The following is a 17,202-nucleotide window of genomic DNA, read 5'->3' as shown; positions in this document are numbered from 1 at the left end:
TTCAGCGAATTGCCACCCAGCGTCGTCGGCTCAGTGAATCGCCCCGCCGGTTCGCCGCTGCGAGCAGTCCGGTGAGGAGGAACAGCACCCGATAGTCGAGCAGATTGTAGACGGTGCCGAACATCCGCTGAACGGGTCCCAGACCCCTGACGCCCACACGCGTTGCTGCACTCCGATATGCCTTGGCCGCTGCCAACTTCTCGTGCAGAGGGAAAGGGCACTGCTGGTGGTGGAGATCCCTGGTTGAGGAGACCGCATTCTTGGCCCGGATGTATCCGGCCGCGGCGATGAGGTCGGGTGAGCTCAGGTCCGAGGCGAACTGCTGCAGAGCGTCATTGACGAGCATCAGCTCATCATGTTTTCCGGGAATGAACCGTTTGGTCACCGACGCCGAATTGTCCCGCCTGTAGTAGTAACCCAGCAGAGGTAGGTGGCTCCCAGCCGAGGCGGCGCGAGCGAAGGAGAGATTGAACAGCAGATCTTCGCCAAGGTGGACCCCGGTAGGGAAACGCGCCACTGATCGGGCCAGAGCTGCAGAACGGTAGGCCTTGTTCCACACCGTATTGAACGATTCGTCGATGATCTTCGGGCCCAGATAAGACGAATCGAGGACCGGATGCGGCCGTGTGCACAGGGTCTCTTCGCCTACACACCTGTGCCGGGCAATGAGTGCAGCCTCGCGGGCATCGGCGATGTCGGCGGGGTTGCTGCTGGTCTCGAAGGTGACCACGTCGACGGCGGACTCCGAGCAGCCTGCGACAACTTTGAGCAGACAGGGGCTGAGCAGCTGGTCGTCGGCGTCGACGAACATGATCCATTCGCCCCGCGCCTTTGCGAGCGCGGCGTTGCGTGCCGCTGAGGCGCCGGCATGGTCGGTCTGTAGACGAGTGATCCGCGGGTCCCGAGTGCCGAAGTCCTCGAGGATCGCCCGGGTTCCGTCGGTGGATCCGTCATCGACGACGATGAGTTCAAGATGCTCATGGCACTGAGCGAGTACCGACCGCAGGCAGGCAGCTAAGTATTCCTCGCCATTGTGGACGGGGATGATGACGGAGATCAGTGCATCATTCGACATGGCGATTCCTCTGCGCCGTGGACGTTCTCGGCGCGCTGTCGACGAAGGTGGGCAGGAAGTTCCGGATCCCATCGGCAGCATGTGAGTAGTCGAGGAGGTTTCGGTCGAAGGCCAGGGGCTGGCGCAGGCGTCCCGATTCCCAGTCAGCGGCGATCCGTGCGGCAAGCTCTGCCGCTTCGCCGTCAGCACTCAGCTGAGCCAGGGGAACGTCGCGTACACCCTTGACATCGAAGGCATAGCTTCCTCGGCCGATCGCGAGACTCTCCAACATGACACGTGGCAGGCCCTCCCACTGTGCTGTATGCACCAGAGCGTGACTCCTAGCGAGGGCCGCGGCCGCGTCACCCGGACCATCCGCGGAGACGATCCCCGACAGGCCCCGGTCAGAGATTTCGGCGCGGATCTGCGTGCGGAAGTCTCCCTCGCCGAGCATCTCGAGATGGAACTCGAATCCTCGCCGATGCAGTTCGGACGCTGTGTCCAGGGCCAGATGCGGGCGTTTGCGAGTGGAGAACTCACCGATCCAGCACAGCCGAAGCGGACCGCTCGGCAGGTCTTGAACGGGGTATCGGAGCAGGTCGAGGCCGACCCCCGCGGACAAGTGCAGCCGACGACCGTCGTTGAGGCGGTTGGCGAACCAGGTCTGGTCGTCCGAATTGATCGAGATGATGCCGGCGGTGCGCGGTAGGAGCATGCGCTCAATGATCGGCCACACCCGGTCCCCGAATGAGCGGGCCTCGTTCCAGTGCAGCCCGTGACAGAAGTAGACGACAGGGGCTCTCGTCCCTGCCAGTCTCACCAGCGCCGATGCGGTTGCCGAGTTCGTGACGATGACATCGAGATCTTCGCCCTCCGACCAGCGCCGCAGGGCGGCCAGGGCTCGAACCATTCCCAGGTCGGGGCGGCGGGAGAGCCCGGGAATCAGAGTCGCCTGAGACGAAACCATCGAGGTCCCGGCTGCGAAGCTGACTTTATGTCCATATGATCGCCACGACTCTGCGATCTCGATGAAAAAGGAGTCCAGCATCCCACCGGTGCTGGCCAATAGGCCGATTCTCACGCTGCGTCACCGTCCCTGATCTCTGCTCTCGCTGACAATCTCAGAATAGGAGAGTGCCGTATGCGAAATCGCTGGAATCCCAGCCGACTACGGTCATCCGCAGACTCCGTGCGGTCAACCGTCGAGAGCGGCATCGCAGGGTGTCCAGGTGTCCGGCGGCCGATGTGAGGGGGCGTGAACCGTGAGTCCCAGGTCATGTCGGGTAACTGAGTATCGGGAGCCAGTGATGACCCGATCATGACAGAGTAGTGACACACGGCTGTCCGGAGGTGACCCCCTATTGGCTGTGTGACGGCTGAGGAATCGTGGGCCTCGTGAAAACAATGAATGAACTCCCAAGCCCCTTACCGTCCGCCGATGACGGTCCTCGTCGTCGGCCCTATTCCAGCGCTCTCGGCCTGGCCTGCCTCGACGGGTCAGCCCTCATCATCTCGTGGTTCCTCGTCGTCTCCCTGTTCGGGCGCGTCTGGGGCGGCGAGTTTCTTCTTCTGCTGCCGATACTCGTCATCGGTCAACTCAGCCTGGGCTACCTGCTTTCGCTGTATCGGAACCGGTACCAGCTCGGCTCAGACCGTGAACTGCGAAATCAGGGTCTGGTTGCAGGCATCCTCTTCACCGGCGCTGCTCTGATGGGGGCAGTCCCGGAATACCGGGAGGACATCCCTTGGCTGCTTCTGGCTCTGCTCTTCGCCCAAGCGCTCATGATCTTCATCAGGCAGCTCGTCCGAGTCCTCCAACAGCTGAGACTTGTGCCTGTGGCTGGTGAGCCGGTCATTGTCGTCGGCGCAGGAGACCTCGGTGCCTCCCTGGTCTCCCAGATGATGGCGGATCCGCTCAGCCCCTACCGTCCCGTGGCCATCATCGACGATGACCCGGGCAAGGCCCGGCAACTCATCCACGGTGTTCCCGTCCGGGGCACGATTTCCTCCGTCGCCGAGGTGGTCGCCGCTTCGCATGCCGCCGGAGTCATCGTCGGCATCGCCGATGCGCCGGCACAGGTGTTCACTTCACTGGTTCAGCGCCTGGAGCCGGAGACGACTTGGGTGCGCGCGGTGCCCTCGCCCTTGTACATGCTCTCATCGGACATCGGGCTCTCCGATATCCGCGACCTCGACGTCACCGATCTCATCGGCAGACCCGCCATCGAGCCCGAGAGCGAACAGATCTCCCGTCTCGTCGAAGGGCGTACCGTGCTCGTCACCGGTGCCGGCGGCTCCATCGGATCCGAACTGTGCAGGATCATCTCGCGGCACTCCCCGAGTCGGCTGATCATGCTCGACCGTGATGAGTCGGAGCTGCACTCCCTGTGCATGAGCCTCGAGGGCAGAGCCCTGATGGACTCTCCCGACCTCGTCCTCGCCGACATCCGTGACCCACAGGCGCTGGATCACGCCTTCGCCAAGCACAAGCCAGACATCGTCATCCACGCGGCCGCGCTCAAGCATCTTCCGATGCTCGAAAGTTATCCCGCCGAGGGGTGGAAGACCAATGTGCACGGCTCGTTGAACGTCCTGCGCGCAGCCCAGAAGCACGGTGTCGGCAGATTCGTCAACATCTCCACGGACAAGGCAGCGAACCCCAGCAGTGAACTGGGACGGTCGAAGTTCGTCGCGGAACGCTTCACCGCCCACTATGCCGCCGTCACGGGCCTTCCCTATGTGTCGGTGCGGTTCGGAAATGTCCTCGGCTCGCGTGGGTCGGTGCTCATCTCCTTCGCCGATCAGATTCGTCGCGGCGGACCGCTGACCGTGACACATCCGGACGTCACACGGTTCTTCATGACCATTCCCGAAGCCTGTTTTCTGGTGCTGCGAGCCGCAGCCTTGGGCAGCAGCGGCCAGACGCAGGTCCTCGACATGGGCGAACCCGTCCGCATCGTTGATCTGGCGAAACGGGTGATGGCCCTGACAGGGCGGTCGTGTCCCATCGTCTACACCGGCCTGCGCACGGGGGAGAAGCTGCACGAAGAGCTGTTCTCTCCCGAAGAGCTCGATCGCAGCTCTGCCAACGGCGTGTCGTGGACTGTTGAGGTCTCACCCTTGGACCCGACTGCAGTCCCCCTCCCGGAAACCACTCTAGAGAACATCCGCGACTGCTATGTGGAGACTGTGGACGGTGTAAATGCCGAGGCGTCCACCGCAGCGTCGACCGCCGTGCCCACCGCAGTGACTTTCGAGAAGTTGCCTGCCGTCGAAGAGGCCGTAATCGGCCAGGCAGCGGGTAGTCTCGACCTGGCGGGGACGAGCTGGTCATGATGGCGACCCGTATTCCCCTGTGCATCCCATCTGTGGGAGCGAAGGAAGAAGGAGCGGTCGTCGCCGCACTGCGATCCGGCTGGGTGGCTCCAGCCGGTCCGCAGCTTGATGAGTTCGAATCGTGCTTGGCCACCGTCACCGGCCGCTCTCATGCCGTGGCAGTGAGTTCTGGAACCGCTGCGCTGCATCTGGCCCTGCTGGTGCAGGGGATCGGGCACGGAGACCGCGTTGCGGTGTCGACGCTCACCTTCGCCGCGACGGTCAATGCCCTCCACTACGTCGGCGCCGAACCGGTGTTCATCGACTGCGATGACACAGGTCTCATGGACGTCGCAGTGCTTGAGGCCGCCTGTGCCGATTCCCTCGTCACAATGCGTCCGATCCGTGCAGTGATGCCCGTCGACCTCTATGGACGCCCTGCAGACTACCTGCGAATCGGGCAGATCGCTGCGGCCTATGATGCTGTTGTCATCTCCGATGCCGCCGAGTCGCTGGGTGCCAGCCTGGGTGGGGAACCGGCCGGATCGTTCGGCGAGGTCGCCGCGCTGTCCTTCAACGGCAATAAGATCATCACCACTTCCTCGGGTGGTGCAGTCCTCTGCTCCGACCCAGAAACTGCCGCACGTGTGCGCTATCTCTCGACCCAGGCACGGCAGCCGGTGGTGCACTACGAACACACCGAGGTGGGATACAACTACCGTTTGTCCAACCTTCTTGCAGCGCTCGGTTTGGCCCAGCTCGAGAGGCTCGAGGAGATCGTGGCGATCAAACGCTCCCACCACCGGGCGTATGACGAAGCGTTGAGAGAGGTCAACGGGATGCGACTCCTCGATGCCGCTGACGGCAACTGCTGGATGAGCGTGCTCATCGTCGGGCCCGAATCAGGCACCGATGCTTGGTCGCTGAGCGAATCCCTGCTGCGCTCGGGAGTCGAAACCCGCCCGGTGTTCAAGCCCATGCACCTCCAGCCCGTCCACGAAGGCTGCGATCGGCGCTACATCACGGGACGCGCAGAGGAGCTGTTTCAGACTGGACTGGCACTCCCGTCGAGCACGGAGCTGCCCCCGGAAGACCGTAGTCAAGTGGTTGCGGAGATTGCAGCCCTCATCGATGAGGCAGTCAAAGTATGAAGAAGCAGACATTCATCATCGGGGCGGGCCTTATGGTCGTGGTCCTTCTCATCTTCGGAGCCGGAGTCGGTGCGTACACCGGGTATCTGGGGCTGTCCTGGGATTCAGGGACCGCGAAAATTGACGACCCTGCTCTGGCGAAACAGCTGCAGACATCGAAGCAGCAGGACAGTGACGATGGGCCGGAGGCAATCGACATTCTGTTCCTCGGCACCAATGCCATGGAGTCGGCTCCGGGGCCCGCGGATTCAACTGCTTCCACTGGGTTCCTGACTGACATGATCATGGTGGTCCATATCCCCGCCGATCGCAGCGGGGTCCAGCTAGTATCCATCCCGAACGACACCTGGGTGCGGGTACCCGGCCACGGGCAAGGCACGGTCGAGTCCTCTGCCGAAGACGGCGGTCTGCCGCTGGCTGTGCAGACGATCTCCGAGTTCCTCGCCGTCGACATCGACCATGTCGCTGTCGTCGACCTCGCTGGGCTCAGTGCTCTGACCGACCTCGTCGGCGGGGTGGAAGTCGAGTCGTCGACGGCATTCGAATCCGGAGGCCATGATTTCAGAGTCGGGTCCAACACACTTGGCGGTGAAGCTGCGCTCGCGTTCGTCTGCGAGCGCACAGCATTCCCGAAAGGTGACCTCCAACGAATCCGCAATCAACAGGAGTTCATCCGTGCAGTCGGTACTCAAGTGGTGTCGTCGGATTACGAGTTCAACCCGGTGAAGATGTCTGAACTGATCCGAGTGCTCAGTCCTTTCCTCACCGTGGACTCCGGACTCAATGCCAGCAAGCTGGTCAAGTTGGGGACCCAGCTCAAGGGGATAAGCGAGGACGATTTCGACTTCGTCACCGCTCCGACAGAGGTTCCCGTCGTCACTGATGGCGACGGAGTGCGACTGACCGCCGACCGCGGCGGCCTCGAGAAGCTGAAGCAGGCGATTGCCGATGACACCGTCTCCGACTATAGCTTCCGCGCGGAAGACAGGCACCGATGATCGACCAAGCTGCGAAGAAGCTCACCTCTGCCCAGCTGCAGGCTAAATTCGATCTCGACGCAGACGCGGCGCAGATCATCCACACTGCCAGCGGGGGCTGGGAGTCTTTTGCAGGTGTTGCCGTGTCTGCGGTTCAAGCCACAGGGCGGAGTTTGGAAGAGTTGCTGGGCTCGGCCGGACTCGCGGACTTCGTCGTCTCCGAGACGAATGACTTCTCGCTTCCGCTCTCGACGTCCGATCAGCATGCACTCGAGGTGCTCTCGCTCCTCGCCGAATTCGACGAAGGAGTCGCCCGGATCGCGTTCGAAGTGTCCGCTGAGCGGTGGACGAACCCTGCCTCGGTTGATGTTCCGACTGTGCTGCTGCGGCTGCAGATGTCCGGCGCGGTGACGGCTGGACCGGAGGAATCGCAGTGGTTCGTGCCTCTCCTCATCGCAGCCTGGGCACGGAAGAGTCTGATCGAGGAAGGGGCGGAAGGTATCTCGGCAGAAGTCGAGAAGTCACTGGCAGAAGCCTTCACATCGCAGCTCGAATTGGCGAGCTCTCCCGATTCGCTGTTGGTGGACAACGCCCTCGTACTGGCGCGGCGTGCGCGTGCGTGGGAGTTGCTTGACCGCATATTCCTCGCCTGCGGATATCCGCTGTTCTATCGCCACCATCGATCAAGCGTAGCGGCGTTCGCTCAGTTGCCCGCCCCCGCGCTGCGTGCTGTCCCGGAATTGAGAGAGGTCACCACGGTGGCCACAATGATGCAGGAGGCACTGCTCGACGCCGGTCCACTCACCGAGGCTCCTTCGAGCCTGCTGCTGAGAGAGCTGGTCGCTCACCTCACGGCTCCGGGAGCGCTGCGTCGCGATCTAGGGGCAGAAGACGATCCGATCGGGCAATTCGCTGAGCGAGTGCTGCTGGGTGAAGCAGGCGCTCCATCGCGTTTCCACGCGGTGATGAGTGAGATGACTCGCCTCGGCGCTGGCGGTCAGCATCATGCTGCGGCCGCGGCTGGTGCAGCTTGGGTTGCTAGTGGAGTGGCGCGACGTCCGCGCCGGATCGTTCGCCTGCATGCTTCGATCCACAGTGTGCTCGCGTGTGAGCCGGGACGCGCCTTGGCGCTGCTGAGGTCGATTGAGGATGAGGTGAAGGAGGACAGTGTGGTCGGGGACTTCCTCTCTCCCGCGGTCACGGCCTGGACGGCTCTGGCTTCATATCTCGCCGGTGATCATGAACGTGCTGACGCTGAGATCGTCGAATTTGCTCGTCTCGACGCCCCGCCGTTTGTGCAGGAGCAGAGCTTCCGGCCGGCTGCTCTGATCGTGGAGGCCTATCGCAGCATCGACAAGCTGGATTTGAGCGCAGCGGAGGAAACAGTGCGGCGAATGCGCGACTACTCGGAGATGGCTGACCTGTGGTTTCACGTGCCGATCATTGAAAGGATGCTGTCGCAGCTGGTGGCGAGCTCACGGTCGGCTCTTCTGAGGTCAGAGGAGTCCATCGATATGCACGCTCATGGCGTCTGCGCGACCGGCGGAGCAGCGGAGATGCTCATGGCTTCGCGCATCGGCATGCTCATCAGCCTCGGTCAGCTGCATCGGGCCGAAATATTGTTGGAGAAACTGTCCGGCATTTCGGGAGTCAGCCAGGTACTGTTTGCGCGTAGCGAGCTGGTGGCCGGACGCAATGAAGCTGCTATCCGCATCGCTGAGGCGCAGTACTACGAGAACCACGTAGACACACGCGACCGAGCCGAACTGACGGGAATCAAAGCGGCGGCGCTGTTGCGCGTCGGTGATCGGGAAGCAGCACGCCTGGCGTTTGTGGAGCTGTTGGAACTCTCCGTCTTGCTGGGCACAGTGCTGCCGATTGCGCGGTTGCCCGTGGCCGAACGGCAGGAGCTCATGCGCATGAGTGCAGATGAGCCGATCTGGCAGAGTATCACGGAGGTCCTTGTGCCGCTGGCCCACTCAGCGAGCCGCCGATCTTTCGACAGCGAATCCCTTGCCGTGTGCATGGACAAGCTGAGGAACCTCGGTGAGGCAGTGGTCGGGCTGGTCGACTTCCCGATGCTCGGACGCCGTGAGATGACTCTGCTGGAAAAGCTCGATCAGGGGGCCAGCGTCGCTGAGATCGCCCGCGATCTGCTGTTGGTCCAGGGGACTGTGAAGAACAACCTCTCCTCCCTCTATCGGAAGCTCGGAGTCAGCGGACGGGAAGCAGCAGTCACGCGCGCTCGGGTGCTCGGCTACCTCGGTTCCGAGGGAGGCTAGGTGTGTTGACCCGTGAGGCAGCGACGAATGCCATCGATGTCATCGACATCAGGGCACGGTCTCAAGGCGCGAGCAGGGGCTGTCTCATCGAGCGTTTGCTGATGGTTTCGGTGACGAGGCTGTCGGTCACTGCGTCCGCGAGTTGGATGATCCGGGCCACGCTTTCGATGTGCCAGTAGGCTGAGCCCCCGTGATGGTGACCGGCGATCAACGGTCCGAGGACGAAGATGCCCGGTGCGGCCTGGAACTTTTCGTCGAGGGAGAGCCCTGTCCTCGCCGCTGAGGCACGGACGGTTCCCGATCCGAGCATCTGCCGAAGGAGAGGAGAACGGGTGTCCGTCACCCGCTCGAATCCGGTCCCATTGACGATCACAGCGTAGCCGTGGTCCGGGTTGCGCTGGGCGTCGTTGCTCGTTACCTCGTCGCCCGGGTTGGGTGCCGACCCTGGGAGCTGATCCACAGTGGCGAACAGCATGTCCTCGCGAACATGCGCTTCGCGGAAGCGCCCGGGAATACAGGTGATGGACCCGTCAGCGATGCCGTCGGTGAGGAAGTCGAGCGAATCGCCGCCGGCTCGACGCAGCAGGTCTGAGATGGCGACTCCATGGTCGGTGGCCATTGAGCACAGCTCGAAATCGTCCATATACCGCAGGGATGAGCCGACCGCAGTGATAAGCGCCGCGATCGTCGAGTTGACGTTTCCCTGGGAGATCGCCGCGGTGAGTTCTGCGCGGACTGCGGCATGCAGGTCCCGGGCGCGCAATGGGGCTCCGGCCTCGGCGGTCGCGAACAGGTGGTCGAGGATCGGAGTCGAGGCCTGCTCACCCGGCAGGTCATGGTGCCAGTAATGAGGTCGCCCCCGTGAAGAGAGGATGGAGAGCCGGGTGCCGGTGTCCTGCCTGAGCCTGTGCGAGGCGAGCAGGAACTCAAGCGCGTCGGCATTGCCGCCGATGAGCAGGATTGTCCGCTTCTCAGCTGGCAGCGACTCAAGCCGAACCCTGATCTTCTCGATCACGTGCTCGATCTCAGGAGTGTGGATATCGGCGACCAGTCCCGTGTCGAGAAGGTCGTCGACTGTGGCCTGACCACCGTCGACGCTGGCCAGGCCGCCGTCGACTGTGGCCGAATCGGCGTCTGTTGTGGCCCGCCCGGCATCAACTGGGGCACCGGATACGGCGAGACTTCGCACAGGGGGCGAGCCGATGGCCAGCAGCACGGAATGAGCGTGGACCTCGAAGAGAACCTCGCCGTCACTGTCGCGCTCACGCAGATGAGCACCACCATGGCCGTCGCCGATCACCTCGTTGACATCGGCGTGAAGGAAGTCGACTTCGACGAGTCGTCGGGCTGCTTCGACGGCGCGTTCAACCAGCTCCGACAGATACTGGCCATAGAGCCTGCGCGGAAGATAGAGATCGTCCCACCGTCCTGCACGCACCTCGTCCTCATGGCGGAGGATCCAGTCCCGGTCCATCAGCTTGGCCAGGGTCGAGTCAGGGGTTCGGCCGTCTGTCGCCCAGTCGAGCATCTCCTCTCGTCTCTCCTCCAGCCAGCCGATGAATTCGCTGCGCTCACGGTCGGGGAGGAAGCTCTCCAGCGCAGAGATCAGCAGGGAAGACCTGCCGGACCGGTGACCGTAGGGAATGCCGGAGTGAAACTGCTGATCGCGCTCGATCACAGCGATGCGGATCATGTCATCGGTTGATGACATCCGGTCGGTCAGAAGGGCGAGGGTCCGCAGCAGCCCATGGGTGCCCGAGGCTCCTGAGCCGAGGACTGCAATGTCCGCTTCATATGCTGAAGGATTTCTCACCATTGGGACTTCTTTCGTCGTAATGACACGCGGTGAACCCATGGTAGACCGTGAGGAAGTAATTTATGGTGACGAATTAGTTTCAATTGGTGTTGCCTCTGCCCTTTGGGATCGTCTGCCGGTCAGGCCTCGGACGCACACGGCGACGGCGACTTTCCGTTGCTCGCCGTGACAGCGCGGACTGTCCTGACGGTGATGGTCAGCGGGGACCCTGAGCGCACAGATCGGCGCTTGACTCGCCTGGCTGAGGAGTTTGCCGCGCCTCTCATCGTCGACGAACTGGTCCGGTCGCACTCGTGGCATCCGCGCCGAGGACATTCGATCGACTCGACGTTGAGCGCGCGAACAAGGACCTGCAGCGGCTGGCCGTAAATTCGGAGAATTGGCCGCGATCAAAACTGCGGCCCTTCTGCGCCTCGACTGGGAGGTAGAAGTGGCAACAGTGTTCATCACGGCTGTCGGACACTCGGCCTGGGTGACGTCACTCCTGCTGATGGTGCTTCTGGCTCGTCAGGACCGGAACCGGCGCTTCGACCTCAGTTCGTATGCTGTGATCTTCGATGAGCTCTTCAGCCATTGTTCGGGCACTTCTCTGGGATAGAAGCGCGCTGACAACCGCGCTGCGGACGGTTCGAGGGATCGCAGCAGACCGTTTTCGGTGCCTCAGCTGCACCGAGTCTCAGCTGCTCGAGCTTGTGGCCCAAGGGTTCTTGATGATTCAGGTCTCGAAGATGTTGCATCAAAGTCTCAGCACGGAGAAGAACTGTTTCGTGGTGCTTGATCGTAGAATCGAAATTTCGAGCCAGGGCCACGTGGTCACCCATCTCGGACTTGAACTGCGCCGGTCCCGACGTCGGATCCGCCTCGTGCCGGGTATCGGTGACCCCGCCGGTAGAGGTTTTGACACCACAAGAGCACCCACCGACCGCGCTAGAGTCAGGCAGAAGCGGCCCAGAGAGCCTTCCCTCACGGTGTCCCACAGAGCGAGGAGGTAGGACAGAGGCTGCTGCGTGGACCAATTGCGATCGGCGATTTCCAAGACAAGGGTGAGCCTCCTCGCGGCCGCGCACCACCCGCCTGTTCGCAGTGTGTCTGCCAGTGCGCCAGCCGCCGAGTTCGATATTCCAAGCGTGGTTGCTACGGCGCCCTATTGCTGCGCCTGCTGATAACCGACATCTGGGTGCTGCCCGACTAAGCTCCAGTACTCATCAGTCGACAGCCTCCGGAGCCTGTGCACCAGGCCACGGTAGTCCTCGGGCGTGGCGGTCGTCTATACACCGTGGGCGAGCTCGTCCTGCGAATTCCGCGATGGCAGGCAGGCCAAGGGGTCAGGCCGTGATGAGATCTCGTCGTCGGAACCCGATCACACCTAAGGCCAGAAGAACCGCGGTGGCCACAGCCAGGGCCACGACCGCACCTGCGGACAGATCTTGGGCCGGATACTGCCCGATGTGAACGAACACGGAGGTGTCGAGGACAGCATCGTCGAGGCGCATCATCTGTCCGAACAGGGCCATGCCGGCGCCGTAGACGAAGACGATCCAGGTCAGTCCCTGCAACCTCGGTGCGGCGCCGTAGAGTGCAAGGGCGAGCCCGAGCAGAGCCCACACAGATGCTGTCTGTGCGACGTGACCGAGGACCGCCGGTCCCAGCAGCGACCAATCACCGGTCGATGCGGCCGCACCCAGCCCCTCGGCGACTCCGGCCAGGGCCATCAGCCAGAGTGAGCCCAGCATCGTCACGAGCGTCCACGACATCACCCACCGGCCGCGCCCCACGGCCGTGGCGAGCACGGGTTCGGCCCGCAGCCCCGTCTCCTCAGCCCGCAGACCCGAGCTGGCAATGATTGCGTAGGCGGCGACGATCGTGGCGAAGTAGAGGGCCATGTAGCCCATGTAGCCGTCGACGATTCCGCGTGGGCCGCCCATGAGATCGAGGATCTCCGGCGGCATCCCAGCCGCACCGTCGCGCATGGTTCCGGTGAAGGACCCGAAGACCAGCGCCATGGCGAAGACCCCGATCGACCACCAGAACAGACTCGAACGCTGCAGCCGGAGTGCCAGCCCCGTACTTGTCGACAGTGCAGCTGAGGCGTGGGGCCGGCCGAGGCGGTCGGCGAAGATTCCTGCGGTCAGGTCACGGCGGGACTGCAGGAGCAGGCTCACGGGGATGAGGATGACGATGGCAACCACCGACAACAGCAGCGGAGTCCATCGGTCGAGCGTGTACGGGGCAGTCTGCTGCGACCAGCCCAGAGGGGAGAGCCAGGAGAGCCACTTCAGGTCGCCTCCCGAAACGGCCGACATGTCACCGAGGCCGCGGACGACGAACGCCGCAGCCAGCACAGCACCGGCCATGCCAGACGCTGCCCGAGCGAACGAGCTCAGTTGCACGGTGACACCCGTGATCGCTGCGAACACGCAGCCTGCCGCGCAGATGCTCGCACCGAAGAGGAGGGCGGAGGAGAAGGGGTCAGGGTAAGCCTCGGAGAAGAAGAATGCCAGGGTCATGAACAAGCCTGCGAAGAGGTTCATGACCAAGGTGAGAGCGAGTGCGGCGAGAAGCTGCGTATGGCGGCCGGTGACGTTCGCCCGAAGCAGCTCCGCCCGCCCGGTCTGCTCCTCGGCTCGAGTATGCCGAGTCATCGTGGTGATCGACATCAGCGCGGCACCGAGCATGAGGAAGATCCCGTACATGCCTACGACGAAACGAGGGATCGTGATCTCGTCCATTCCGTAACCCGGGCCGGTGATCAGTCCCATCACGGGATTCTTCGCGAACACCACCATCGACGCCAGGGTGTCTTCGTCCATGATCACTGCGATCGCATTGGCGAAGTAGGCGGTGAGGGCGGCGAGGCTGAGGATCCAGATGGGCGCTCGCCACCTGTCTCGTCTGCCCATGAGCCGCAGCAGGGTCCATAGTCCTGTCATCTCGGAGCCGGCGGAGTCTTTCGAATGACCGCCCCGGACGGGTTGGGCCAACCGTGCATCATTGCGGCGGGGGAGGCCGCCGGTACTCGCCAGCAGAGTCATGATCCCTCCTGGGCGAGGAGCCCCTTGCCGTAACCCGTATGAGGGCTCGCAGAGTTGCTGCGATCGGCAGGACCGGTGCCGGTGGGGCCGCCGTAATGACGCAGCAGAAGCTGCTCGAGCGTCGGCGGAGTCGCTGTCAGCGCCCGGATGTCGTGCTCGCCGAGAGTACGCATGATGGCGGGAAGCTCGGCGGTGTCGGCGCTGAAGTGCAGCCGCGCTCCCTCACGGACCAGGTCGTGGACTCCGCGCATGTTCTTCAGCTGTGGAATGTTAGATTCCACTTCGACGGTGACAGTTGTCCGGGAGAGGTGGCGCAGGTCCGACAGGGCCCCGGATTCGACGATTCGTCCCGACCTGATGATCGACACACGGTCGGCGAGTGCCTCCACCTGGGCGAGGATGTGGCTTGAGAGCAGTACTGTGCGACCTTCTTCCTTTGCCTCTCTGATGCACTGCTGGAAGACAGCCTCCATGAGCGGGTCGAGTCCGGCGGTCGGTTCGTCGAGCAGCAGAAGGTCGACGTGTGAGGCCAGTGCGGAGATCAGTGCGACTTTCTGCCGATTTCCCTTCGAGTATGTCCGCCCCTTCTTGCGAGGGTCGAGGTCGAAGCGCTCGATGAGCTCGTCCCGTCTGCGCGTGTCGACTCCGCCGCGCAGACGTGCGAACAGATCGATCGCCTCGCCGCCGGTCAGGCTCGGCCAGAGCTCGACATCACCGGGAACGTAGGCGAGCCTGCGATGCAGTGACACCGCTTTCGCCCATGGGTCCTGCCCGAGGAGGTCTATGCGACCCGAATCGCGTTTGAGGATGCCGAGCAGGATCCTGATGGCCGTCGATTTGCCGGCTCCGTTCGGCCCCAGGAACCCGTGGACCTCGCCCCGGGCGACGTCAAGGGACAGCCCGTCGAGCGCGCGGACGTGGCCATAGCTCTTGACCACGTCCCTCATGGAGATGGCCATGGAGCTGGTGTCGGCAACCGCCGAGGTGGACGGTGGGGTGTTCGTCGTTGTGGTCATGGTTGATCGCCTCCATTGGGGTCGGCGGGTTCTGGATCTGTGTCCCCAGCTTCGGTGGGTCCGGGCTCCCCTGCGGGAGTCGATGCAAGGGCGCCGTTGAGGTAGAGGTCGAGCAGATGCGGCGCGAGGCGTGTCATCGTCTCCGCTGTACCACTCGTGCCCAAGGACGTCTGCAGCCGTTGGGCGAGTATCGACGGGGCGAGGGCGAGGGTTGCGATCGTGGCCGCCTGGCCGCGAGGGTCGTCACTGTGTCGGAATGTGTACCCGGCGAAGCCGTGGGTGATGTAATCCTCGACGAGGTCGACGTAGTGCTCGAAATAGCGCTGACCGTGCTCGCTGGGGTCAAGCAGGGACTTCATGAGGTAGTCGATCTTCGTGCTCATGTTCGGGTCGTCGAAGACCATCTGCATGGCGTGGACGGCGTATTCGGCATTCTGTGCCTTCGACTCGGCGATCGCCGCGAAGACGTGATTGTCACAGGCCGTGCGCAGCCCGTCCTTCGAGCCGAAGTGGTGAATGACCAGCCCCGGAGAGACTCCCGCAGCCGAGGCGATGCTGCGGATCGTCGACTTCGTGAACCCATGTGTGGCGAACTCCGAAATTGCAGCAGTGCGAATCCGGTCCGCGGTCTCCGGAGAGGCATTGGGAGAACGAACCGGCTTTGCCTCTGCCGGTTCGGGGTTCTGCGCCGCTGTCGGCTTCTTCGAGTTCACTTCCTCATGTGCTGAATGCATGTTTAATATTAAACGCGTGTTCAGTCATGGGGTCAATGGGGCGAGTGGATTCCTTCGGAGCGAGCAGACGGGGAGTCGCCCCGGCGGTCGATGATGCGAACACGACGAGAAGCGCCGGGAGTTGTCCAGCCAGTTCGAGCAGGACTGGTTGCCGCCGAGGATTTCAATGTCGATGGGTCGATGCCCGACGGCAACGGTGTCTTCACCTTCAGCGGTATCGCCGGTGAGACGTGAGTCACCTGCGAATCGACTTTCGACTCTCCCGAGGGACTCAGCACGAGAATGCGAAACGGTTGGCAAGTTCTCTTCGATCTGAGACTCAATCATCGAAGACAACTTGCCAACCGTTGGCGCAGCGGCGGTGCAGGCTCCAGCGGCGGCGGTACGCCTCAGCGCTCGGTCTGTGCCTGCATCGACTTCGCCGGGGCGTCGGGTTTGACCGGGATGATGAGGAGTAGGCCGATGAACAGCACCAAGAGGATCCCCAGCGTGCCCGCCCGCTGGAAGCCGAGGATCGAGATCGAAACAGCGAACATCGCCGGTCCCAGGAAGCTCACAGCCCGACCGGTCGTGGCGTAGAGTCCGAAGTTCTCCCCGGCACGTTCGGGTGGAGTGATCCTGGCCAGGAAGGACCTGCTCGAGGCCTGTACCGGTCCGACGCAGAAGCTGAGCACAAGAGCGCAGATCCAGAACACGACGGGATCGCCGCTGAGGAGGATCGGCAGGCCACCGATGAGGATGATGATGAGTCCGGCGATGATGACGGGCTTCGGTCCGAGCCGGTCGTCGAAGAATCCGGCGATCATGGCGCCCGTGCCGGCCGCGACGTTGGCGGCCACGCCTAGGATGATGATCTCTGAGGGAGAGAATCCGTAGCTGCCGGCAGCCAGCACTCCGGCGAACGCGAAGATCGCGGCCAGTCCGTCGCGGAATACCGCCGAGGCGATGAAGAACCGCAGCGTTTGGTGCTCCTCCCTCCACATCCGCACCAGGCGGCGGACGAGCGCAGCATAGTCGGCGAGGAAAGCCCTGATCGGGCTCCCAGCCGAGGGGTTCTTAGCCTTTGCGCTTGGTGCGGTGAACAGCACCGGCAGGGCGAAGATCGCGAACCAGACCGCAGACAGGGCAGCGACGACCCGGAACCTCATACCGCCCTCATCCCCGGCGCCGAAGAGCCCCACCTCGGGCTGGATGATTAGGACAAGGAGGAGGACGAGGAGAACGAGACCTCCGGCGTAGCCCATGCCCCAGCCGAAGCCGGAGACCTTCCCGACGTTGTCAGGTTGGCTGATTCGGACCATGATGCCGTTGTAGGACACCTCGGCGAATTCGAAGAACACGCTGCCCATGGCGATGAGAAGAAGGCCCAGCCACAGGTATTCAGGGGAGTCTCGGACGAAGAAGAGTCCGAACATCGTGAGAATGACGATTCCGGTGTGGACTCCCAGCCACATCTTGTGCCGTCCGCCGGAGTCGGCTCGAGTGCCCGAGGCCGGTGCGACCAGGGCGATGATGAGCCCGGCTGCGGCCATCGACCAGCCGAGAGCTGAGGAGCCTGCCTCCTCGCTCGCCGCGACGCTCTTCGTCAGATACGGGGCGAAGACGAAGGTGATGATGACTGCGTTGAACGATGCCGATCCCCAGTCCCACAGGGCCCAACTCAGAATTCGGACACGTGCCCCCGCCGGCGATATCGGATTCGTCTGCATGACGCCACTGTAGATGAATCATTGTGGACGCTGGCGCTGGTGACCACGCCGACCGACGCCGTTTTCGTAGTGATTGTCCCGACAGTCTCCTGGGAATAGCTTGATAGCATCGGTAG

12 protein-coding genes are annotated in these 17,202 nt (G+C 63.1%); 5 read left to right on the top strand and 7 right to left on the bottom strand.

Annotation, left to right across the window (positions count from 1 at the left end; translation table 11 throughout):
- Position 1 precedes the first annotated feature (1 nt).
- Both AAFP32_RS15080 and AAFP32_RS15075 read right to left on the bottom strand, forming a co-directional pair.
- The gene (locus tag AAFP32_RS15080) at positions 2-1,075 is read right to left on the bottom strand and encodes a glycosyltransferase family 2 protein (protein ID WP_350269815.1); all 1,074 of its coding nucleotides are present in this window, start codon (positions 1,073-1,075) and stop codon (positions 2-4) included.
- Positions 1,065-2,135 (bottom strand): glycosyltransferase, encoded by a 1,071-nt coding sequence (locus tag AAFP32_RS15075; RefSeq protein ID WP_350269814.1) that lies wholly within the window; start codon positions 2,133-2,135, stop codon positions 1,065-1,067. The genes AAFP32_RS15080 and AAFP32_RS15075 overlap by 11 nt, the downstream gene beginning before the upstream one ends.
- Positions 2,136-2,458: 323 nt before the next feature.
- Here AAFP32_RS15075 and AAFP32_RS15070 point away from each other — a divergent pair, with 323 nt between their 5' ends.
- From AAFP32_RS15070 to AAFP32_RS15055, 4 genes are read left to right on the top strand one after another with little or no spacing between them, the layout of a single operon-like run.
- The gene (locus AAFP32_RS15070; protein ID WP_350269813.1) at positions 2,459-4,390 is read left to right on the top strand and encodes an SDR family NAD(P)-dependent oxidoreductase; all 1,932 of its coding nucleotides are present in this window, start codon (positions 2,459-2,461) and stop codon (positions 4,388-4,390) included.
- The gene (locus tag AAFP32_RS15065; RefSeq protein WP_350269812.1) at positions 4,387-5,520 is read left to right on the top strand and encodes an aminotransferase class I/II-fold pyridoxal phosphate-dependent enzyme; all 1,134 of its coding nucleotides are present in this window, start codon (positions 4,387-4,389) and stop codon (positions 5,518-5,520) included. The genes AAFP32_RS15070 and AAFP32_RS15065 overlap by 4 nt, the downstream gene beginning before the upstream one ends.
- Positions 5,517-6,518, top strand: a complete 1,002-nt coding sequence (locus AAFP32_RS15060) for an LCP family protein (RefSeq protein ID WP_350269811.1) — start codon at positions 5,517-5,519, stop codon at positions 6,516-6,518. The genes AAFP32_RS15065 and AAFP32_RS15060 overlap by 4 nt, the downstream gene beginning before the upstream one ends.
- Entirely contained in the window at positions 6,515-8,779 is a 2,265-nt protein-coding gene (locus AAFP32_RS15055; RefSeq protein ID WP_350269810.1) for a LuxR C-terminal-related transcriptional regulator, read from the top strand. Before AAFP32_RS15060 ends, AAFP32_RS15055 begins: the two co-directional genes overlap by 4 nt.
- Positions 8,780-8,840: 61 nt before the next feature.
- Here AAFP32_RS15055 and AAFP32_RS15050 read toward each other — a convergent pair whose 3' ends face one another.
- The 4 genes from AAFP32_RS15050 to AAFP32_RS15035 form a co-directional block, all read right to left on the bottom strand.
- The gene (locus AAFP32_RS15050) at positions 8,841-10,595 is read right to left on the bottom strand and encodes an FAD/NAD(P)-binding protein (RefSeq protein ID WP_350269809.1); all 1,755 of its coding nucleotides are present in this window, start codon (positions 10,593-10,595) and stop codon (positions 8,841-8,843) included.
- A 1,325-nt stretch (positions 10,596-11,920) separates the two neighbouring features.
- A complete protein-coding gene (locus AAFP32_RS15045; RefSeq protein WP_350269808.1) occupies positions 11,921-13,627 on the bottom strand; it encodes an ABC transporter permease in 1,707 nt (568 codons plus the stop codon).
- Positions 13,624-14,643: an ABC transporter ATP-binding protein gene (locus tag AAFP32_RS15040; protein ID WP_350269807.1), complete on the bottom strand. Its 1,020-nt coding sequence runs from the start codon at positions 14,641-14,643 to the stop codon at positions 13,624-13,626. The genes AAFP32_RS15045 and AAFP32_RS15040 overlap by 4 nt, the downstream gene beginning before the upstream one ends.
- Positions 14,640-15,377 carry a TetR/AcrR family transcriptional regulator gene (locus AAFP32_RS15035; RefSeq protein WP_101643499.1) on the bottom strand — a complete coding sequence of 246 codons (738 nt, stop codon included), beginning with the start codon at positions 15,375-15,377 and terminating at the stop codon, positions 14,640-14,642. The genes AAFP32_RS15040 and AAFP32_RS15035 overlap by 4 nt, the downstream gene beginning before the upstream one ends.
- 93 nt (positions 15,378-15,470) lie before the next feature.
- Here AAFP32_RS15035 and AAFP32_RS15030 point away from each other — a divergent pair, with 93 nt between their 5' ends.
- Positions 15,471-15,611: a hypothetical protein gene (locus AAFP32_RS15030; RefSeq protein ID WP_350269806.1), complete on the top strand. Its 141-nt coding sequence runs from the start codon at positions 15,471-15,473 to the stop codon at positions 15,609-15,611.
- Positions 15,612-15,766: 155 nt separating this feature from the next.
- On the opposite strand, the gene AAFP32_RS15025 is transcribed toward AAFP32_RS15030, so the two are convergent.
- Complete coding sequence (locus tag AAFP32_RS15025) at positions 15,767-17,086, bottom strand: MFS transporter (RefSeq protein ID WP_350269805.1); 1,320 nt, start codon at positions 17,084-17,086, stop codon at positions 15,767-15,769.
- Between the last annotated feature and the right edge of the window lie 116 nt (positions 17,087-17,202).

The organism is Brevibacterium sp. CBA3109, from assembly GCF_040256645.1.
In the GTDB taxonomy this organism is placed as follows: Bacteria; Actinomycetota; Actinomycetes; order Actinomycetales; family Brevibacteriaceae; genus Brevibacterium; species Brevibacterium koreense.
Note: the sequence above shows the minus strand (reverse complement) of the source record. Positions and strands in the feature narration are given on the sequence as shown.